We start from the raw sequence: 20,374 nt of genomic DNA, 5'->3' as shown, positions 1-20,374 counted from the left end.
TATCTCCCGTGATCCGAACTCCCGACGCGTAGATGGAGCCGCGTTCCTCCGGTCGACGGTCCGCCCCCGAAGCCGCCTCGAGCGCCGATGCCGACGGCTCGAAACGCCGGTACGGGAATCGAGCGGACGTGCCGACCGCGGGCGGAGCGGCGATCGATGCGCCGGGCGGGATCGGAGCCGATCCGGACCGGTTCCTCGCCGCGGTCGCCGTCGACGGCGAGGTGTTGTTCGCGGGACCGTCGATGCCGGCGCTGATCGGCGACGACCGGGAGGCCATCCGCGGGAGCGACTTCCTCGAGTACGTCCACCCGAACGAGCGGGACGAGGTCTCCGACGCCCTCTCCGCGGTCGCGACCGAGCGACGGGTCACACACCGGATCCGCCGCGCAAACGGCGGGTACGCCTGGGTCGAGTCCGTCGTCGACGACGACCTCGCCCCCGAGTTCGGCGGACGGGTCGTCACCGGACGGCGTATCGACGCCGACCGGACCTTCCCCGAGCGCTTTCGCGAGTTCCTCGAGTACGGAACCGACATCGTCACCGTCGTCGACGCGGACGGCCGCGTGCGCTATGAGAGCCCCTCGGTCGAGGACGTGCTGGGGTACGAACAGGGCTCGCTCGTCGGACGCTCCCCGCTCGGATACGTCCATCCGGACGACCGAGACCGGATCACGGCGGAGTTCTACGAGGCGCTCGCGGACCCCGACCGCGCCGACGCGCTGGAGTATCGATACCGGACCGCCGACGGCGACTGGGTCTGGCTCGAGTCGCGGGCGCGAGCGCTTCCCGACGACGCCGCGGTCGGTCGGCTGGTCATCAACTCGCGTGACGTATCGGAGCGGAAGCGGCGCGAGCGCCGGCTCGCCGACCGGAACGAGCGCCTCGATCGCTTCGCGAGCATCGTCTCGCATGACCTCCGGAACCCGCTCTCCGTGATCCGTGGGTCGATCGAGATGGCGCGGGTGAAAGACGACACCGAGCCGCTGGAGCGCGGCGAGCGCGCGACCGAACGGATCGAACAGCTCGTCAGCGAGCTCCTGACGCTCGCTCGGCAGGGTTCGGGGATCGACGAGCCGACCGAGTTCTCGCTCAAGGGGGTCGTCCGCGACGCGTGGGGGACGGCCGGCGGCGAGAGGGCCGAACTCGTCGTCGCGGCCGACGCGCGGATCCGCGGAGACCGCGGCCGGCTCCGGCAGGCGTTCGAGAACCTGTTTCGGAACAGCGTCGAACACGGTTCCACGAGCAGCCGGACGAAGTCCGGCGACAGCGTCGAACACGGCTCGACTGGCAGTCGGCCACGGGCCGACGCCGCCGCTCCCCTCACGGTCGTCGTGAGCGCGACCGACCGCGGGATCGTCGTCGCCGACGACGGTCCCGGGATCCCGCCCGAACACCGCCAGGACGTCTTCGAGTCCGGGTTCACGACGCGGACCGACGGGACCGGCTACGGCCTCGACATCGTCCGCGAGATCGTCGACTCACACGGGTGGGTGATAGAGGTCGTCGAGCCCGGTTCGACTGTCGAGGCCGATCCGCGGATCGCGGACCGGATCCCGAACGGAGCCCGCTTCGCGATCCGCGCGCCGACGCCGGCGACGGTCGACGACGCGGAGCCGTGGATCGAGCCGTGACCCGGACGACAACGGGACCCGCGCGGTCCTCGTCCGTCCGAGCGCGGGAGGAGCCCGTCGCGTTTATTCCGGGGGATCCCGAAACGCGGACGTGACCCCCGCCGAGGTGACGATCCGGCCGGTCGAGCGCGCCGACCTCCTGTCGGTACTCCGGATCGAGCGCGAGTGTTTCTCGGACCCCTGGCCGTACGACGCCTTCGAGCGGCTGATCGACGAGCCGGCGTTCCTCGTCGCCGAGCGGGAGGGGGCGGTGGTCGGGTACGTCGTCGCGGACATCACCCCGAACGCCGGCCGTGACATCGGCCACATCAAGGACCTCGCGGTTCACCCCGACGCTCGAGGCCGGGGGATCGGCCGGGCGCTGTTGCGAGCCGGGCTCGCGCGGCTCCGGGCCGCCGGCGCGGCCGTCGTCAAACTCGAGGTCCGCGAGGGCAACGATCCCGCCCGGTCGCTGTACGCGACCGAGGGGTTCGAGCCGGTCCGGCGGGCGAAGCGGTACTACCGCGACGGCGAGGACGCGCTCGTGCTCGTGGTGGACCTCGCCGAGTGGGCCCACGGCGGGTGACGCCTCGACCACCTCGACCGCTTCGGCCCCCCGACCGCTTCGAGCGCCTCGACCGCCCCGAGACCTCCCCGTTTCCGACTTTGACAAGGCTTAGTGCCGAGGGGATCGACGGGGGCGTATGAGTTCGGTTCCCGAGCGGTCCGAGATCGACGAGGCGTACAAGTGGGACCTCGAGAGCGTGTTCGACGACGACGAGGCGTGGGCGGCCGCCTACGAGGACGTCGAGGGTCGGATCGACGAACTCGGGGCCTACGAGGGCCGCGTCACGGAGAGCCCCGAGACCCTCCTCGAGCTGTTGGAACTCCGCGAGGAGGTGTTCCGCGAGCTGTCGGCGGTCTCGGTGTACGCACAGCTCCGGAGCGCGGAGGACACGCGGGACCAAGAGTACCAGGCGATGTCGGCGAGGGCGTCCTCGCTCCAGTCCGAGGCCTCGAGCGCCATCTCGTACCTTCAGCCGGAGCTCCAGTCGCTGACCGAGGAGGCGCTCGCCGAGTTCCTCGAGGCGGAGCCGGACCTCGCCGAGTACGAACACTACCTCGAGGACGTGTTGCGGATGAAACCCCACACGCGCTCGGCGGAGGTCGAGGAGGTGCTCGCGGACCTCTCGGAGGTCACGAGCGCGCCGAGCGAGATCTACTCGATGCTGACGAACGCGGACATGACCTACGGCGTCGTCGACGACCCCGACGGCGAGTCGGTGGAGATCACCCAGGCCAACTTCACGAAGCTCCAGACGAACCCGGACCGCGACTTCCGCCGGCGGGTCCACGAGACCTTCTACGACGAGTGGGAGGACGTCCGCAACACGGTCGGCACCTCGCTGGAGAAGGCGGTACGCGAACACGTCGCGAGCGCGGGGATCCGCGACTACGACACCGCCCGCGAGGCCGCCCTCGACGGCTCGAACGTCCCCGTCGAGGTGTACGACACCCTCGTCGACACGGTCGACGACAACCTCGGGACGCTCCACCGCCACGCCGAACTGAAGGAACGAGCGCTCGGCGTCGACACGCTGGAGAGCCACGACCTCTACATGTCGCTGACGGGCGATCAGGGGCCGGACGTGGAGTACGAGCAGGCCGTCGAGTGGGTCGTCGAGGCGGTCGAGCCGCTCGGCGAGGCGTATCAGGACCGGATGGCCGAGGGCCTCGAGAGCCGGTGGGTCGACGTCTACGAGAATCGCGGGAAGCGCTCCGGCGCGTTCTCCTCGGGCACCTACGACACCCAACCGTTCATCCTGATGAACTATCAGGACGACGTGGCCTCGATGTACACGCTGGCACACGAGCTCGGCCACTCGATGCACTCCGAGCTCGCGGGCGACGCCCAGCCGTGGCACGACGCGAGCTACGAGATCTTCGTCGCCGAGATCGCCTCCACGGTCAACGAGACGCTCCTCACCCACCACTTGCTCGAGACCGTCGAGGACGACGAGCTCCGGACCCACGTGCTCGACGAGTACCTCGAGCGCTTCCGTTCGACGCTGTTCCGACAGACGATGTTCGCGACGTTCGAACAGCGGATCCACGAGCGCGTCGAGGCCGGCGAGGCGCTCACGCCGGACGTCCTCGACGAGACCTACGCCGACCTCAAGGGCGACTACTACGAGCCCGCCGAACTCACCGGCGGCATCGAGCGCGAGTGGGAGCGAATACCGCACTTCTACTACGACTTCTACGTCTACCAGTACGCGACCGGAATCTCCGCGGCCGCCGCGATCGTCGAGCGCGTCCTCGAGGAGGGAGAGCCCGCCGCCGCCGACTACCGCGAGATGCTGGAGGCGGGCGGTTCCGACTACCCGCTCGAGGTCGTCGAGCTCGCCGGGATCGACATGGCCTCCTCGGACCCGATCGAGTCGGCCGTCGGGATCTACGACGACTACCTCGACGAGGTCGCGACGCTGCTGGAGTTGGAGTAGCCGTCGGTTCTCACGCGTCGTATGCGTGAGCCTCGAGCGTCTCCAGTTCGACCGTGTCGAGCACGGCCTCGTTGGTCGCCTCGAGGACGACGGGCGGAACCGTCGTCTCAGGGAGTCGCCGGCTCCGCGTGGCCTCCAGCGCCTCGACCCAACGCCCGAGACAGAGACACCAGCGGTCGCCGGGGTCGAGCCCGGGAAAGGAGAGCTTCGGCCGCGGCGTCACGAGGTCGTTGCCCCGTTCCCTGCTGAACCGCAGGAACTCGGCGGTCATCACCGCACAGAGCTCGTGTCGCCCTCGGTCGTCGGGGTGGGTTCCACAGCAGCCGTCGCGCTCGAAGCCGGTCGTCGGGTCCGTGCTACAGGCGGCGAGTTTCCCCCCGTGGACGTTCCGGTCGGCCATACCCTCGGGTCGAGGCGCACGACTAAAAAGCCGGCTTCGGAGACGGCCTCGTTCGTAACCTGTCCGGAACCCACGACGCTACGTGCGGTGGAGTCGCCGACCGCCGAGCTCGGCGAGGCGTTCAGTGCGTCGGCACCGATTTACCTCCCGGCCACGACTCGCCGATCATCATGGACGAACGCGTACGCGAACACGCAGAGGTGCTCGTCGACTGGAGCGCGCGGGTCGATCCCGGGGACCACGTCGTCGTGAGCGTCGCCGAGGACACACACGAGCTCGGCGTCGCCGTCGCGGAGGCGCTCGGCGAGCGCGGCGCGGCCGTGACGACGCTGTACGGCTCCGACGAGATGAACCGGGCGTATCTACAGGGGGCCACGTCGCGGAGCAAGGAAGGAGAGGTAGGAGAGGAGAGCGACGAGGACGCTGGCGGCGACGACCCCGCCGCATCCGTCCCCGAGTTCCCCGACCCGGTCGTCGACCGGGCGCTCTTCGAGGCGGCCGACGTCTACCTCCGACTCGGCGGCGGCCGCAACACGGCCGCGACCGCGGACGTGCCCCGCGAAACCAGACGCGCCCACGCGAGGTCCCGGCAGGAAGTCAGAGAGCGCCGGATGGACACCGACTGGGTGTCGACGGTCCACCCCACCCGCTCGCTCGCCCAGCAGGCCGGAATGGCCTACGAGGAGTATCGCGAGTTCGTCTACGACGCCGTCCTGCGTGACTGGGAGGCCCTCGCCGAGGAGATGGCGGAGATGAAGCGGATCCTCGATGCGGGCGAGGAGGTCCGGATCCACACCGAGCGCGAGGACGCGCCCGATACCGACCTGACGATGTCGATCGCGGGCCGGACGGCGGTCAACTCCGCCGCGTCGGTGGCGTACGACTCGCACAATCTCCCCTCCGGAGAGGTGTTCACCGCACCCTACGACACCGAAGGCGAGGTCTTCTTCGACGTCCCGATGACGATCGACGCGACCCGCGTCGGGAACGTCCACCTCGTCTTCGAGGACGGCGAGGTCGCCGACTTCGCCGCCGAAACGGGCGAGGACGCGCTCGCGAGCGTCCTCGAGACGGACCCGGGAGCCCGTCGGCTCGGCGAGCTCGGCATCGGGATGAACCGCGGGATCGATCGCTTTACCGACTCGATCCTCTTCGACGAGAAGATGGGCGACACGGTCCACCTCGCGGTCGGCCGCGCCTACGACGCCTGCCTGCCGGACGGCGAGTCCGGTAACGAGAGCGCGGTTCACGTCGACATGATAAGCGACGTGAGCACGGGTTCCGTCATGGCCGTCGACGGCGAGGTCGTCCAGCGCGACGGGACCTTCCGATGGGAGGACGGTTTCGAGAGGTGATCGAGCGGACCCGTCGTCGTGGTCGACGGGCGTCGTTCGACGACCGTGTCTACTCGTTGGAACATTCTGGCGCATGAGTAGTCGGCTGTGTTTGATTTATGAACACGACATGAGATAGGCCGAGAAGGTCGTGATCCGGAGCGTATCGAAATGGTTCAGGTCTTCGGGCGCGGATCCACTGGCGTTATCGTCCGTCACTGATCTGGACACCTCGTTCAGGAAGCGCTCGATATGGTCTTCGATATCGGTGAACCCGATACCGGTCACGTCCTTCGCGTGCCGTGGTGACCCGATTCACTCGTCCTCGTCGAGCAGTTGTTGAGGGAGATCCGCACCGTGCTCGACCAATTCGGAATCAAACGAGACGAGGGTTGCGTCGGCAGCGTCGGCCGCCGAAAGGATCATCGCGTCCATGGGGTACAACAGCGTTTCCGATTGGAGGCGGTTCGCCGCCATCATATCGGAGGCGTCTGGAAAAGTCACGGTCATACGAGCGGTAACTCGGTTCTCGATGGCATCGATTCGGTCCCGTTCGAACCGTTTCTTTTTGCTCAGAACACTCCGTAGTTCCATGAGACTGAGAACCGAAACGAGTGGGGGTCATCAACTCGGTCAAGCAGTTCGATTGCCTCATCGGACCGATCGGTATCCCGAGTAACTGCTGCGACGAGAACGTTAGTGTCGAGAAGTATCCTCATAACCGTTCGCGGACGTCACGAACGGCTTCGACGGAGTCAACCTCGACATCGAGTCCCAGCTCTGAGAGTGCCTGTCCGAGCGGGACCGTTTCGTCATCATCGGGGTCAGAGGAAACGAACTCCTCGAAGTCGTCCGAAGTGAGACTCATACCTGACTTTGCCCACCAACTCGCAAAAGACTACTGGTGGTCCCGTTGTCCGTGGTGATGCGGTGCTACTCGAATGTACACCGGCAGAATCGACGCCGAGCGACACATCGGAGATTAACAGTTCGTCGCCGTGGCCTCTTCGAGTTGCCCGAAGAAGTCGTCCGAGTCGGTCACTGCGACCACACCCAGATGGGAGCCAACTGTGGACGAAGCGGTCGCTCAGGGTCGAAATAGAAGTTAAAGGAGTGTAGATGTTCGTTACTCGTTGCCGAACATCTGGCGCATCATCTGCTAAACGGGTCCCTTTTGGGGACCAGCGTGAAAATTGTGCCATTGCGTACCTGGTCACATTTAGAGTGAGCTATCTGGCTCCAGTGGCACATAAACAATGGAGGCAACAGGAGCTGTTCGGACTGGCACAGGTCATCCTGAGCGCGTGCGCCTTCGCGCGCGTTGGGCGGTCAAATACCGTGTTCGCTCCGCGACCAACTGCCCCTCGAATTATAAAAGTAATGTGAGGCACAGCGTTCTGCGATACAACCGTTGAGCGGGCCGCTGTCCCGTAGGAGTCCACCGGTTCAAACCCGATCTGCAGATCTGTTAGTTGCCGGGCCCTCGACTCTCAGCAGAGGTAACACCGAGCGGGCACAGTGAGCGATAACACTACCCGGTAACTGTGAGCGATAACACCGGGACTTCGACTCTCCCATCGGCACACACAGACTGTTTTAAGCGTAGCTTCGCCTTCTGCTATATTTTAAGAGAGTCGTGGCAGGATGGGCGCTGCAGGATTTGGAACCCCAACCTTTTCCCCTCGCTCACCCCTCCCGCGTCGGGGTTCGCGTCGGGCAAAAGCTTGACCAAAACGCTTGGTCCGAAGGTTCCCAATCATCTTCTGAGCTCGACTTGCCGCCCGCTTCGGCTGGCGGTTCAATCTCTCATTCGAGAGACAGTGACAAGAAGGTTCATGCTGGCCCGTAGGGGCCGGTGTGGTGCTTGTCACACATGTCGGTAACAGGCCTGGGGTTGCCAGTAGCGCCCGCTTCTGACGGCTCTGCTCGATCGTGAGCAGTGCTTACCGGCCAGTGTGTCCGCTACTGGACTTCAATCGCGCTTCCGTCCCTTCACCGGTTCAAATCTGGTCCCGCTCAGTAAGCAAAGACCGCGTCCATGTTTTCAACCCTTCAGATTGGTTTCCGCGGGACATATCTTCCTGAAATTCGTCTTCGCCTACTACGTCAGCGCTTAGAACAGACCGGTGTCGAACGTGTCGTCCCTGCAGTAGTCTATGACAGTGATGAGCGCGGCAGGTACTCCTGTTCATCGTATTTTTCGGTTGCATGGAGGGCGTCGCGGTGTGCTGAGATCCGGGAGGAAAGCAGATCAAACAAGACAGTCAATGGATCCGCTTGGGGCAGTAAATTCTAATCTGGCTCTGTTGAAATCCTCTTCTTCAGATATTTTCTCGCCTGAAACAGCTGTCGATGGGAGTTGCAAAGTTATCGGTCATCGGTCAAAGGGGTGTTTTAGCTTCCCATACCACCTTATTTACAGACGGTTTAGTGTTAGTTATGAACCGCCGCAACCTCCTCTCTCACATTGGAGGTGGGTCAATCGTCGGTATCGCTGGTTGCCTCGGTGGCGCTGAGACGCCTGATGAGCCAGAAGCCGGCAATGAATCAGATGGAGAAGTAGATACTCTAACCCCCGAGATTGATGACCAGCCGTGCCCGCTATACGAAACGGAACGTGATAGTGCCGTCTGTTCTCACACAGTAGACACAGACACGGCATCAGTGTATATTGAGCCGAATCCAGAAAGCAGCACCCTCGATGACGGGACACCTGTTGACGATATTACGCTGACCTTCTACAATCAGTCCTCCAATGAACTCACGTTCAATCCACACAGTTGGAGCATCTGGCACAATTCGGGAACTGAATGGGAGGAACTCCAGCAGGAACTGTCGGGTGATGGACGCCTGACTACGTCGCCAGATGATACACATTCGTGGTCGTTTATCGAGGCGGTGGAGTCCATTCAGGAGGAACCGGCATTTGAGCCGGGTTTGTATGCTGCGGAACTCGGTGTTCCTGACCCAGAAAACAGCGACGAGTGGGTTGCTTGTATTGCACTTGTTCAACTTGACACAGCCGAGTAAGGTACACCCTCTACTGACCAGGTGATTCATTTCCAATAGTCCTGAAATCAACCACCTTGTGAACTGTTCTATGACACCCTGGATGAGTGGAAGCAAGTGTAGAGAGCGGCTGATTCAGGAGAGACAAAGAGGGGGAAGACACGAAGGAAACGTGTGACGGGTAGCTCTTTCTTAGTGGCCGTCCACGTTATTCGTCAGTGACCGTGCGATTCTCTGGTTGCAGGTCAATCCTGATAATCTCGTCCGAGGGGACAGTCGGGGTGGTTCCGTCGCCTTCGACTTCGAGGGTGAAGGTGCCGTCTCCGCCGCGTTCGATTGAGCTCTCGTTGAGCTCTATTGGGGTAACTTGGTCAGCGGTGAGCCTCGTGGTGTTTTCTTCGTCGTTCGTGCCCTGACTGTGGTCCGTGTCGTTGAGGTCGTAGTCGCTGGCGTTGATCGTGATGGCGTTGGAGGCGTTGAGTTTCACCGGTTCATCGATGTAGGTGACCCGCTGTTGCGAGAGGTTGACATCGGCGATGACTCGTGTCTCGTCCGGCTCCTTGATTGGGGCAACCTTGACGTGGATCACGTCCTCGTCCAATCCGGAGGCCCAGACCTCAAAATGGACAGCAGCATCGTCATCGAAGTAGCTCCGAACCGTCTCGTTCTCCCAAGCTGTCTCGATGGCTTGGTCGATTTTTTCATCGCTCATCTCTCCGGGGTCGATGACATCGACAGAATGGTTGGCTGGTAATACGTCATCCGACGCTGTGTCGGTCGTAGGAGTGTCCATTGCGGCGACGACACTGCCTGTACCAAAGGCAAGCAGTGCGGCGACCGCAAGGACGGCAAGTTTCGTGCGCATAGTTCGTTAATTCACCTCGTCGCGTGGAGGCACCACCGAGGCCTCCAAACACAGGAGGAGTGGTGCGCTCCACGTAGACTGTTATATGAAAGACCAGAAAGTGATTGATTGGAAACGCATTACGGAATCGGTTTGGAACCCGTTTCAGCCGGTCGTTCAGCGAGGATTAGGTGAGAACGACGACGTTGCCCATTCCCTTGCGTTTCCGTTCGACCAAATCCTTGCTTTCGAGGGTGTCAAGGGTCCGGCTGACCGTGGCCTTGGACAGGTCGGTCCCCTCAACAATGTCGCGTTGCGGGAGTTCGCCGCCAGCCTCAAGCACGACGGTGTAGACTGTTTCCTCGTTGTTGTATAACCGATCGACTGTTTTCTCCCACCGTTTCTCAGGGTCCGTTGTGTCGTGCTGGACGGCTCCGCTGCCGTGTCCGTCACTAGCCGCCAAGCGTGTCAGTTGTTGACCGTCGTTCGCGGTGGCATACGGTGTCGTCGATTCAGTAGCGGTGACCGTTGTGGTGTAGTCGTGGAGTAGGAGATAGGTGCCGCTGGCACCGAGGAGGGAGGACGCGAACGTGATGAGGGCGACATCGGTGTAGGTGAAGTACTGGCCGAGTTGGGTGGTCTGTGCGCCGTTGTCTCCGAGAGAGACCATAACTGGTGAGGGCGTGATCAGTTGGACGGCAAGCACGAGGACCGCGGCGACGAACACGGCCGCCGCGACGAGGCGCTTGCCGTGGAGGGCTGACAGGTCCATATGAACGGGTAGTGAGGACTCCGTCTAATGCGTATCGCTCTTTGGCTGTAAAACCGGGTTGAAACACCTGTGAAACGCGTTTCAAAGCGTTTTCCAACTGGTTTCACGCAGCACTGATGTGTTCTTTCACCCAAATCCCGAATACGAATGACATCAGATTTGCGGTCCCGTCTCACCGTATTGGTGATCCTCGCTGTTATCGGTGTCGGGCTCGCTGTTATCGGCACCGAAGTCGGTGCGACCACCCACCTCACCGCCTCCGGGCCAGGTGCAGCGTTTGTCGTATCCGAAGACAACGTCACCTTCGAACACGGCGACCAGCAGGCGACCGTCCTCGGCAACATGACCCGTGTCGATAGCATCAAGATTGAACAACAGGGGAGCGGCACCTACCAGGTGAACACGGAGACTGACGACCCGTTAACGGACCGCGAGCGTAGCCAGGCCAAAGCAATTGCCCGAGACAATGCGACCGTACAGGAATCCCTCCAGGACCTGAACCAGTACGAACTGGCCGTGGAACCGATCCACAAACTGACCGTAGACTCTGCCCAGACCCGGTCCTTCACCGGTCTCAACAACTCTTCGATAGACGGTGAGACAGCTGAAGGAGAGGAAACGTTCTCCCTAACGGTCGAAGACAGTGATGAGACGGGTACAGTCACTATCGACCGGGATCCCGAATACGTCGAGGGCGAGGCCGTCGTCAGGTTCCGCGACCCTGCTACCGACGAGACGTACTATTCTGCCACAGTCAACCTTGAAAACGAGACTGTCATCGACTTCACGGAGTGGGAAACAATCTGAGACAGACCCTCGTCAATCTCTCTTCTGATCCCCGGTACCATCGAAGGCTGTCTGAATTCGACTTCTATAAAGGTGAATACAGGGCGCAAATGCAGAACTCACACCGAATGTGATTGAAGTCTGTCGCAGTGCTCAGTGAAATGGAAGTGAGTCTTTCGCGGACTGGACGGCGATCCGGCTGAGCATGTGAACTGGACCGCGTTTGGGGAGGCTCTTGGCCACGTTAAGTGTGCCTGGCGAGTCGCTGCCAGTGAGTGAGAACGTCCAGTCCGATTCTGTCTCGAACCGTTCAAGTGCACCTCTAACGCGCTCTTGGACGGCACTTGGCTCGACAGTCAGGTATTCACCGTGGTCCAGCAGGATGGAGCCGTCAACGACGACCGTCTCCACGTCTGCCGGTGTGGCGTGGCCAACGAGATGCCCGGACACGTTCGTCGAGGGAGTGAATTTCGGAACATCCCACTTGAGGACAATCAGGTCTGCGCGTTTGCCGGGTTCTAGACTGCCGATCTCATCGCCGACGCCGAGTGCTCGTGCACTCTCAATAGTTAACATCCGCAGCAGTTCCACGGAGTCGAACTGGTTGGCACCTTTCTTCAGGTTGGCCGCGAGCCGTGCTTGCCTCGCCTCGCCGAACATATTGTAGGAGTCGTGCCAGTAGTGGTCGTCAATACCTAATCCGACATCGACACCTGCTGCGCGAAGCTCGGGGACTGGCGTCCACTGCATATCCGGGTCAACGTTCCAGTGACAGAAAATGGACGGACAGTGTGCGACTGACACGCCGGCCTCGGCGGTCCGTTCGATGTCTTCTTCGTCCGCGACGCGATAGTGTGCGCCCACGAGACGGTCGTTCAATAGCCCTACTTCGTTGAGAAGATTCAGTGAGTCTTCTCCGCCGCTTGAGCGTGCTACTGTGTTGCTCTGCTCCAGTTCCAGAAGGTGCGTGTGGACCATGACATCCGGATACTCTGCCGCAAGATCCGCACACTGCTCCCACAGGTCTCTGGTAACCGACCAGTCGTCATGCGGACAGAGCGTCGCCCGGATCCGGTCATCGTAGCTCCCGTGGTACTGCTCGGTGAACGACCGGAATCGTTCGACCTGTTCGTCAACGGGATGGTCCCAAAAGAGGTCCGAAATACTTGGTCCAAAGAATCCACGGAGTCCGGTCTCGGCGTATGTGTCGATACCCGCTTGTGGGCGAGCATCCATTGAATTTACTGTCGTCACGCCGCCGCGAAGGAAGTTGAGTGCGGCTAACTCCATGCCTGCGTCTATGAGATAGTCCAGCTCACCAGTCCAGAAGTCGTCGTACAGCGCGGTCATCCGCGTCATCATCTCCGTGAGTTCCATGTCGCTGAATGCCCCGATCAAGGGCGTCAGTTCCAGATGCGTGTGTGCGTTCACGAGCCCCGGCATCACGAGCTTCCCGTCACCGTTGATAACGCGGTCGGCGTCGCAGGTTCGGTCGCGGTCGCGCGTGGACCGCACCTCGGTAATCACATTATTATTGATTATTACCGTCCCGTTCTCGAAAATCCGGTTGTCTCCGTCAACCGTCACAACCATTGCATCGTGGATCACGATGTCCGCTTCGTCTGCCGTGCTGACGGTACCGACGGAAGACCCTTGATCTGTTGACGCTGTCATATTTTTATTTACATTTGCCAACTCGATATAATTGACAGTCGTGGTTCAATGGCCAGCCCGTTCGCGTTGGGAGAGGCTGATCTCGATCGGGTCTCCCGGCTTGAGATTCGTGCTGGCGACCAGTTCTGGGTTCGGTTCAGACGCAAGTTCGAACGTATACTCGCTAAGAATCGTCGCCAGGACGGTCTTCATCTCCATACGCGCGAAGCGCATGCCGATGCAGTGACGCGGCCCGCCGCCGAACGGGAAGTACGCGTATTCAGGTCGGTCGGCATCGTCTGCGAACCGCTCTGGACGGAACGCCTCGGGGTCGTCCCACCACTCCGGGTCACGGTGGACAGCCCACTGCGGCAAGACGAGGGTCGTGCCTGCTGGGATGTCGTATCCTTGGAGCACTACGTCTTGCGTCGCTTCGCGGAAGAACATATACACGGGTGGGTAGAGCCGGAGCGCTTCGTCAATAACGCGCTCCATGTATTCAAGGCCGGGGAGGTCCTCGGCAGTTACGCGCCCGTCACCGACGGTGTCGATTTCCGTGTAGAGTTTCTCTTGTTCTTCGGGGTGTTGGGCGAGACAAAGGAGAGTGTACGTTAGCCCGAGTGCTGTCGTTTCGTGACCGGCGAAGAGGAAAGTGATCATGTTGTCACGGAACTCCTCCTGCGTGAGATCACTTGCTTCGACGAATGAGACGAGGATCGAGAGTAAATCATCACCTCGATCAGCAGGTGATTGAGCGCGCCGCTGGTCTGCGAGGTCGTCAACAAACGCGTTGAGCTGGTCGAGTTTTTGCCTGTATCGCCGGTTCGTCGGCGTTGGGATCTGGTCTGGGAGGAACGACCAGAACCGGCTCGTGTCGAACCGTGCGAGAATCGCGTCCGAGGCCTCTGAGACGATCGGGTTCTCCGTTACGTCCACACCGAACAACGTGCGGCCGAGTACGTCCATCGTCGCCTCGGTCATCCGGTCGTTTACATCAACGACCATCCCGTCACGCCATTGTTCGACCGTTTCTTCCGCCGTGGCACGCATCTCAGGGACGTACGTGTTCAATCGGTCGCGGTAGAACGCTGGTTGGACCTGTGTCCGCTGGTTCTGCCACTGTTCGCCACCCGTCACGAAGAGTCCCTCACCCATTGTGTCGGCGAGGTTTCGCGTCAGCACCTCGCCTTTCTCGAAGGCCTCGTGTTTATCGAGGAGTACTTGCTGAATTGCGTCCGGATGAGCGACCATACACGCATCTGTCCCAAATACTTCGTAGCTAGCAATATGGCCGTAGTCATCGCGTAGCTCCTCGAAAAACGCGAAAATATCGCGGCTCAAATCGACGGTGTTTCCGACGACTGGCAGTCCACGTGGACCGGGCGGGTACCTCGTCTCTGTGCTCATACGAATACATTTTCGACACGTGAACTCCGGTGTTCTGTCGGACAAGTCCACCCTTTTTTACTACCCCTGGACTGCTGTCTCCGACAATGCGATACCTCCAGCTGCAGATTCACTTCCCACCTGAAGCGAGACATCCGATGCACCAGTTCCTCGTCGAACAGAACTCGATTCAACGAGCGCATTTACGCCACTGGAACTTCTCGAACCCCGAGTACGTGACGACGCTGCTCCACGTCATCGGGAAGGTCGAAGAAGGCCGTGAGGAGTATGTCGCAGCGCTCGACACCGTCGAGACCATTCAGGAATACGATGTGACACCAGTCGATGACCGCAGTTTCTACGTCTTCATTCGGGAGACTGCACAGGATTTCGCCAGTCGCCTTCGGGCCCTCCTTACCGATACGGAACTACTCATCGTGCCACCAGTCGAATACGGGTCTGACGGTGAGATGCTCTTCGAAGTCGCCGGCGACCAAGACGCACTGCAAGGCTTGGTTGCCAATCTACCCGATCAGCTCGCTGTGTCTATCAACCGGCTTGGTGAGTACGACGCGTATCGAGAATCCCACGTCACAGCGCTAACTGACCGGCAACAGGAAGTACTTGAAGTAGCACGGGAACGCGGCTATTATGAAATTCCTCGTCAGGCGAGCGTTCGTGAAATCGCTGATGAAATCGGGTGTTCGAAAAGCACCGCCGCGGACCATCTGCGAAAAGCAGAGGCGCGTCTTGTTGCGCTCTACGACGACCGGTCTGCGACGGGATGAGATGAGGTGACTCGGGCTCAGTCGCCGCTCTCGGGAACTGGGTTCTCCTCTCCGTCGATGAAGGGGCGCACCTCAGCTGTGACGCGATCGGGTGCTTCTGTCGGGCCACCGTGACCGACACCCTCGAACTCGACAAGCTGACGGTTCGAGAGGGCGTCATCAACCGCACGGATGCCATCTTGGAGATGGGGCGGTCCTTCGGTTCCGGTCAGCATAAGTACTGGCGCGTCGATGTCTAGCGAGTCGGGGAGACGGTACTGTTCGATGGCACGATTGATTCGTGCGATGTTCTCTGTCAGAGCGACGATGTCGGGCCACGGCGGCCACTCGGCGAGCCAGCCGTCGAGATCGTCAATGTCGCCACCGTGCATGACTTCACGGATGTAGAACTTCATCGCTTGCCGGCGGTCCCCGTCATCGATTCGTGCCTGCATCTGTGACGCGAGGTCTGCTTGTTCTCTGTACTCACCAACGAGGACTGCCGGTTCGTATACGATGAGTTTCTCGACTGACGTAGTCCGAGCGGTCTCGATCGCCAGCAAGCCGCCGAATGAGTGTCCGAACAGAACCGGTTCCCCATCAACTGCATCGATAACCGCACGAACGTCCTCGACACCCCGGTCCAGGCTATACTCTTCAGAGTCGCCGCTTTCTCCCACGCCGCGTCGATGGGGGATAACGACCGTATAGTCTTCGGCGAACCGCGGAACTATCGGCTTCCAATACTGGGGAGACGAGCCACCGTGGAGGAGAATGAGCGGTGGTCCCTCTCCGTGTTGCTCGAACGCGATACTGGTACCGTCTGCGGAGGGTACTGTCTGCATTGTACATCTCTATGGTCGCACGGACCCGAGGAATTACTGTCTCTCAATCATCCGGCCGTTTAAGTACGGGGTGATCTCAGTGTGTGGTGGTTCGGTCAGGGAGAGGCGGCCAGGTCGTCGCCACTGTCTCCTCGATGAGTTGCGTCTGAGCGCGGCGCAACCGTTCGGACACCGACGATGCAGAGATGTTTAGTTCTGCAGCGACCGTCTCCAACGACGCCTGCCGTGGGATGTCGAAATAACCCAGTTCGTAGGCCGTCCGAAGCGCCTCCTGCTGCTGGTCTGTTAATCCGTCGCCGGGCGGTTCAGATTCGCCGTCACGAGTGAGGCGAGATAACTGAAAATCGGCGTTCTGTTGCCAGAACGAGGCGAAATTGTCGAATGCTTCGCGGCTGGCAAACCAGCCTGTCTGTTGCCAACCATTCGGTAATACCTCGATTCGCTCGATGATGGCGTCTGCCGTCGCAAGCGATTCAAGCCCCGAAAGGTCGTCAATGTGGCCACCGAGTTGCTCTTCGAAACTGAGCGCCGGTATAACCTGATAGCGGTGTGTGTCCCCGGCCTGTCCGACTAGCGTCCACTCACCGACATCGTAGGCAGCAGTAAGAGCGTCCCCAATCTCTTGGTGTGAACTACCACTCACGGTGACGAGAAAGAGCGGTCGTTCCCCGTGATTGAATTGCAGCTTGAGGATCAACGTTGCCTCGGGAACTGACGATGCTACTTCAACGAGAGGGAGAGCCTCGCACTTGATCTCGAATTCAGCGACCAGTCTCATATACGACGGTTCAAGTAGTGTCGTTGATTATTTGTTTCGAACCCTATTGATTAGGGGTCTCGAATTGCGTTTGTGTGTAGTTGACCGAGTACACGGCCCATTTCACGTATTAGCGTCTTTTTCTGCTCCCGGGGAAACGATTTGAACTGCGGAATGCTCGTCAGCTCATCACCTGGTACGTATTCAACGATCGAATACGGATACGAGAGCTTGGAGGGGGAGGGGCGAATAGAGTATACTGCTGGAACTGGAACCTCCGTTAGACGGTGGAGATACTCATACATCTCGGCTCCTTTCTGAATGCGGTCTGCAGCCTCTTCTGGAGCGACTTTGAGAACGTACTTTGACGCTTTATCCTCGGCTGTGAAGACGTATGTTAATGCCGCCAGCTCCGGTTGTTAGCTCTCTGTGGAGGGTGACGGAGTCCGCATCCGGAAGCACTGCTCGTGCTGCGTCTCGGACTTCTTGGGGTTCGACATCTACCTTTGAATTGATCGCTGCGTTTCCACGGTCGGCAGCCTGTTCCAGTTCCGTAATGTATCCCAAGCTCGGAAGCATTGTTGATTCTTCTATGGTTCGTTAATGAGTGGTTTGTCCTACAACGAGAGGGACCCTAACGTAACGAGTTGCCAGCAAAATCCGAGTCCCAGTAGCGCTAAGACTGTTTGGTGAATTCGGGCTCGAAGTGACCAGTACCGATTCCACCACGCGAGCCCTGCACCAACCGTCGTTCCAATGGTGAGAACCGCGATCACAACTGGGAGTGCTAACGCGATTTGCATCGGGAATGGTCGCGTAATGAGCGCGAGTTCGCCGCTCGTTTCCAAGACGAAGAGGAAAAGCACCACGAACCCGATGGAGACACTGCTCAGAGCGACGCCTGCTGCGCGGGCGAGCCAGGAGGGACTGGTCACTCGGCGTTTGACACCGTAAGCGAACCTGTTCCGGTCATCGTGCTCGGTCTGCTGTCCGGTCTTGGACTGAGAGACAGGTTGTTCTGTCATTGGGAGTCCTCCATACCTAGTTCGTCGTCACTACGATGCTGCTTCCACTGCTGCCAGACGCTGTGGCCACCCCACCCGGCGAGCGAGAGGCCGAAGCCCGAAAGCGCCGTCCCGAGGATACCTCCGGTGACGACCTGTTGTTCATGGAACGGGACTGGCTGGTAGACGCCGGTCGGTTCGCTGCTCATATTCATCACGTCTACGGTACCATCTGTGACTTCGAAAGCGATGACATCGTGTCCGCCGACCTCGTGGTAGACATACGGTTCGGTCTCGACCCACTGTCGGGCGTCGCCTTCGAGTGTCGTCGTGCGGAGTTGGCTGTCGCCTGTAGGTTCGACAGTCACGTGTTCCAGCAGGTCCGCTACCTGGAGTGGCCCGCGTTGGGGAAGGTACGTGACACTGTACTCTCCAGCGACGGTTTCGGCGCGCTTTCGGCCGTCTTCTTTGGCTGTCGGTTGCGGGGTGGTCGGTGCGGGTTGCAGGTCGTACTCGGCGACGATTTCATCAACGATGGCTGCTGGTTGCTCGCTTGGCTTGCTGTTGTAGGCGACGAAGATACCGACGTTATGGTCAGGGGCGAGCAGCAGATGGCTCGTGAAGTTAACCGTGGCCCCGGAGTGAGCGATGAGGTTAGCGTCGGGATCACCGTACTCGTGGAAGCCATACCGCCAGTTGGTGACTGCCGGGTGTCGGACGTGGTGGCGGCTGTGCATCCGCTCGGCGGTGTCCGCATCGAGAATACGGCTGTCATTGAGTGCGCCGTCGCCGAGGTGGGCGCTCATAAACGCTGCCATGTCGGTCGCTGAGGCGCTGAGCGAGCCCGCTGGGCGCATGTTGATGTACACGTCGTCAGCTGCGAGGAACGACTCGCTGTCACGGACGTGTGGGGCTGCGAGGTCGCTGGGCTGATCGCCTGGCACGGGTTGAGCGAACGTGCTGTGGGTCATTTCCAGCGGGTCGAAGATCTCCGACTGGACGTGCTCTTCGAACGTGGTGTCGTGGGCTTCGGCGACGATGTGGCCGGCGAGCGCTGCGCCGTAGTTGGAGTACCCGACGTGTTCACCGGGCGGGCGGACACGTGAGCGCTGGTGATCAGCGAGCAACGTTTCCAGTGAGGTGAGTGCCTCGGGGTCAGCGACGATTTCCGGGTCAAGTGTTGACTCGAACCCGGCGGTATGGGTACCGAGGTGCCGGAGCGTCACGGGGTCATCGTACGTGTCTGCGACTGTAACGGCGGAGTCGGTAAGGTACGTGTTGACATCCGTGTCGAGGTCAAGCACACCCTGTTCGACGCCTTGCATGACGGCCGTGTACGTGACGAGTTTCCCGACTGATCCGACCCGGAAGACCGTCTCGTCAGCGCGGACCGGGATATTTGCATCGACATCAGCGGAGCCGTATCCTTTGGTGAGGATCGGTGTGTCCCCGGAAACGATGGCGACAGTTGCGCCGGGGGTCGTCGTCCCAATCCGGTCAGCGATCACGTCGTCAACGAATGCTTCGAGTTCGACTGAGTCAGGGAACGGGTCGGTACTTGAACGTGCCATATCGGTATGGGCGTCGGTCGTGGCGCTGGCTTGACCTGTGGTGCCGAGACTTGTGAGTCCGAGTGCGCCGAGGGTCGTGAGGAACGCTCGCCGCGTGGTTCCATCGTCGCTGGAGCGTACTGTGGCGGATCGTGATCGTGTCATGAGTCGGAACGGGTGTGGGTGAGGGGTGTGCGTTGCTGGGCGGTACTGGTGTCGTGTCGCCATCGTGTCCACGCGATGACGAGGCCGTACCCGATGAGGATCGCTGCGAACAGCGGGAGGCCGCGACCCGGACTCCACAGGCCGGTTGCGGTGTGTTCGACCGTGAGTAGCGTCGGGATGCCGGGCGTTTCTGCGGCACCGATGCCGAAGACGTGCATCAACGCATAGTTCACACCGAGGTGCAGGCCCATTGGGAGTGCGAGTTCGCCGGTGCGCAGGTACGCGACGCCGAACAAGCCGCCGAGTAACCCGGTCTTCACGGCAACGAGCACGACGTTGGCGTCTGCGATGATCGCACCCGGCAGGTGGATGAGTGCGAAGGCGGCCGTGCTTGCGAGCAACGCAACAGCAGTTGCGACAGGCCGAGTGACACCGCGAGCGGTGAGTCCCTTGACCGTGTTCGTGATGAACGAGCCGCGGTAGATGAACTCCTCGTAGAAGGCGACACCGACGAACCCAGCGAAGAACGCGATGAGCCAGCCAAGGGTGGTGGCATCTGGGAGGACTGTGTTGCTGGTCACTCGTAGCGACCCGGTGTAGCGCGCGATAACGAACGTCATGCCAACGACGAGACTCCCGAGTCCGATGCCGACGACGAGGTCGAGCCACCAGTTACGGGACAGGGTGTACCCGTACTCTCTGACTGGACGGCGGTCGAGATACCGGGCCGAGACGCTGAGCACAGCCAGCATGACGAGGGTGGTTCCGGCGAAGGCGGTCAGCATCATTTCACCGCGATTCAGGTCGAATCCGAGCGCGGCTGCACCTGCGAGTCGTAACGCGAGGAAGCCAACGAGTACCGGGACGAGGACGCGCCAGACGGCGCGGACGCGGCCAGTTTCCTGACCCCAGACGATGGAGTGAAGACGAGCTCGGACGTTAGACATACGGCACCTCCGGCGTGTCGGCCGAACTCGGGGTCGGGGCC

The 20,374-nt window shown here is 61.0% G+C and carries 18 protein-coding genes and 1 pseudogene; 7 read left to right on the top strand and 12 right to left on the bottom strand.

Annotated elements, in window-relative coordinates; genetic code table 11:
- Positions 1-32 precede the first annotated feature (32 nt).
- The 3 genes from F3H10_RS03570 to pepF all read left to right on the top strand — a co-directional run bounded on the left by F3H10_RS03570 (position 33) and on the right by pepF (position 4,114).
- A complete protein-coding gene (locus F3H10_RS03570; protein ID WP_149783474.1) occupies positions 33-1,631 on the top strand; it encodes a PAS domain-containing protein in 1,599 nt (532 codons plus the stop codon).
- Positions 1,632-1,722: 91 nt separating this feature from the next.
- Positions 1,723-2,196: a ribosomal protein S18-alanine N-acetyltransferase gene (rimI, locus tag F3H10_RS03565; protein ID WP_149783473.1), complete on the top strand. Its 474-nt coding sequence runs from the start codon at positions 1,723-1,725 to the stop codon at positions 2,194-2,196.
- A 118-nt stretch (positions 2,197-2,314) separates the two neighbouring features.
- Positions 2,315-4,114: an oligoendopeptidase F gene (gene pepF / locus F3H10_RS03560; RefSeq protein ID WP_149783472.1), complete on the top strand. Its 1,800-nt coding sequence runs from the start codon at positions 2,315-2,317 to the stop codon at positions 4,112-4,114.
- Positions 4,115-4,124: 10 nt separating this feature from the next.
- Here the strand turns inward: pepF and F3H10_RS03555 are convergent, their stop codons facing one another.
- Positions 4,125-4,514: a DUF2237 family protein gene (locus F3H10_RS03555; RefSeq protein ID WP_149783471.1), complete on the bottom strand. Its 390-nt coding sequence runs from the start codon at positions 4,512-4,514 to the stop codon at positions 4,125-4,127.
- Between the two features lie 170 nt (positions 4,515-4,684).
- On the opposite strand from F3H10_RS03555, the gene F3H10_RS03550 reads away from it, so the two are divergent.
- Positions 4,685-5,869 carry an aminopeptidase gene (locus F3H10_RS03550; protein WP_149783470.1) on the top strand — a complete coding sequence of 395 codons (1,185 nt, stop codon included), beginning with the start codon at positions 4,685-4,687 and terminating at the stop codon, positions 5,867-5,869.
- 294 nt (positions 5,870-6,163) lie between these two features.
- Here the strand turns inward: F3H10_RS03550 and F3H10_RS03545 are convergent.
- Both F3H10_RS03545 and F3H10_RS15930 read right to left on the bottom strand, forming a co-directional pair.
- Positions 6,164-6,567: pseudogene (locus tag F3H10_RS03545) on the bottom strand (type II toxin-antitoxin system VapC family toxin).
- Complete coding sequence (locus F3H10_RS15930; RefSeq protein ID WP_006114452.1) at positions 6,564-6,716, bottom strand: hypothetical protein; 153 nt, start codon at positions 6,714-6,716, stop codon at positions 6,564-6,566. The pseudogene F3H10_RS03545 and the gene F3H10_RS15930 overlap by 4 nt, the downstream one beginning before the upstream one ends.
- Before the next feature lie 1,484 nt (positions 6,717-8,200).
- On the opposite strand from F3H10_RS15930, the gene F3H10_RS03540 reads away from it, so the two are divergent.
- On the top strand, positions 8,201-8,878 hold the full coding sequence (locus F3H10_RS03540; protein WP_149783469.1) for a hypothetical protein: 678 nt from the start codon (positions 8,201-8,203) through the stop codon (positions 8,876-8,878).
- 187 nt (positions 8,879-9,065) lie between these two features.
- Here the strand turns inward: F3H10_RS03540 and F3H10_RS03535 are convergent, their stop codons facing one another.
- Positions 9,066-9,722 (bottom strand): hypothetical protein, encoded by a 657-nt coding sequence (locus F3H10_RS03535; RefSeq protein WP_149783468.1) that lies wholly within the window; start codon positions 9,720-9,722, stop codon positions 9,066-9,068.
- 166 nt (positions 9,723-9,888) lie between these two features.
- Positions 9,889-10,473 carry a helix-turn-helix transcriptional regulator gene (locus F3H10_RS03530; protein ID WP_149783467.1) on the bottom strand — a complete coding sequence of 195 codons (585 nt, stop codon included), beginning with the start codon at positions 10,471-10,473 and terminating at the stop codon, positions 9,889-9,891.
- Between the two features lie 183 nt (positions 10,474-10,656).
- Between F3H10_RS03530 and F3H10_RS03525 the strand changes: the two genes are divergently transcribed.
- Positions 10,657-11,280 carry a hypothetical protein gene (locus F3H10_RS03525; RefSeq protein ID WP_223174188.1) on the top strand — a complete coding sequence of 208 codons (624 nt, stop codon included), beginning with the start codon at positions 10,657-10,659 and terminating at the stop codon, positions 11,278-11,280.
- A 132-nt stretch (positions 11,281-11,412) separates the two neighbouring features.
- Here the strand turns inward: F3H10_RS03525 and F3H10_RS03520 are convergent, their stop codons facing one another.
- Both F3H10_RS03520 and F3H10_RS03515 read right to left on the bottom strand, forming a co-directional pair.
- Entirely contained in the window at positions 11,413-12,933 is a 1,521-nt protein-coding gene (locus tag F3H10_RS03520) for an amidohydrolase family protein (RefSeq protein WP_149783466.1), read from the bottom strand.
- A gap of 45 nt (positions 12,934-12,978) precedes the next feature.
- Positions 12,979-14,319 carry a cytochrome P450 gene (locus F3H10_RS03515; protein WP_149783465.1) on the bottom strand — a complete coding sequence of 447 codons (1,341 nt, stop codon included), beginning with the start codon at positions 14,317-14,319 and terminating at the stop codon, positions 12,979-12,981.
- An 86-nt stretch (positions 14,320-14,405) separates the two neighbouring features.
- Between F3H10_RS03515 and F3H10_RS03510 the strand changes: the two genes are divergently transcribed.
- On the top strand, positions 14,406-15,086 hold the full coding sequence (locus F3H10_RS03510; protein ID WP_149783464.1) for a helix-turn-helix domain-containing protein: 681 nt from the start codon (positions 14,406-14,408) through the stop codon (positions 15,084-15,086).
- Between the two features lie 17 nt (positions 15,087-15,103).
- Here the strand turns inward: F3H10_RS03510 and F3H10_RS03505 are convergent, their stop codons facing one another.
- The 5 genes from F3H10_RS03505 to F3H10_RS03485 all read right to left on the bottom strand — a co-directional run bounded on the left by F3H10_RS03505 (position 15,104) and on the right by F3H10_RS03485 (position 20,333).
- A complete protein-coding gene (locus F3H10_RS03505; protein ID WP_149783463.1) occupies positions 15,104-15,910 on the bottom strand; it encodes an alpha/beta fold hydrolase in 807 nt (268 codons plus the stop codon).
- 76 nt (positions 15,911-15,986) lie between these two features.
- Positions 15,987-16,688 carry a helix-turn-helix domain-containing protein gene (locus F3H10_RS03500; RefSeq protein WP_149783462.1) on the bottom strand — a complete coding sequence of 234 codons (702 nt, stop codon included), beginning with the start codon at positions 16,686-16,688 and terminating at the stop codon, positions 15,987-15,989.
- Between the two features lie 50 nt (positions 16,689-16,738).
- A complete protein-coding gene (locus F3H10_RS16525) occupies positions 16,739-17,077 on the bottom strand; it encodes a phosphotransferase family protein (protein WP_149783664.1) in 339 nt (112 codons plus the stop codon).
- Between the two features lie 611 nt (positions 17,078-17,688).
- Complete coding sequence (locus F3H10_RS03490; protein ID WP_149783461.1) at positions 17,689-19,386, bottom strand: serine hydrolase domain-containing protein; 1,698 nt, start codon at positions 19,384-19,386, stop codon at positions 17,689-17,691.
- Positions 19,383-20,333, bottom strand: coding sequence for a CPBP family intramembrane glutamic endopeptidase (locus F3H10_RS03485; protein ID WP_149783460.1), 951 nt, complete (start codon positions 20,331-20,333; stop codon positions 19,383-19,385). The genes F3H10_RS03490 and F3H10_RS03485 overlap by 4 nt, the downstream gene beginning before the upstream one ends.
- Between the last annotated feature and the right edge of the window lie 41 nt (positions 20,334-20,374).

Source organism: Halorubrum aquaticum, assembly GCF_900113615.1.
GTDB classification, from domain to species: Archaea; Halobacteriota; Halobacteria; order Halobacteriales; family Haloferacaceae; genus Halorubrum; species Halorubrum aquaticum.
The sequence above is the reverse complement of the archived record's forward strand: the minus strand, read 5'-3'. Positions and strand labels throughout refer to the sequence as shown.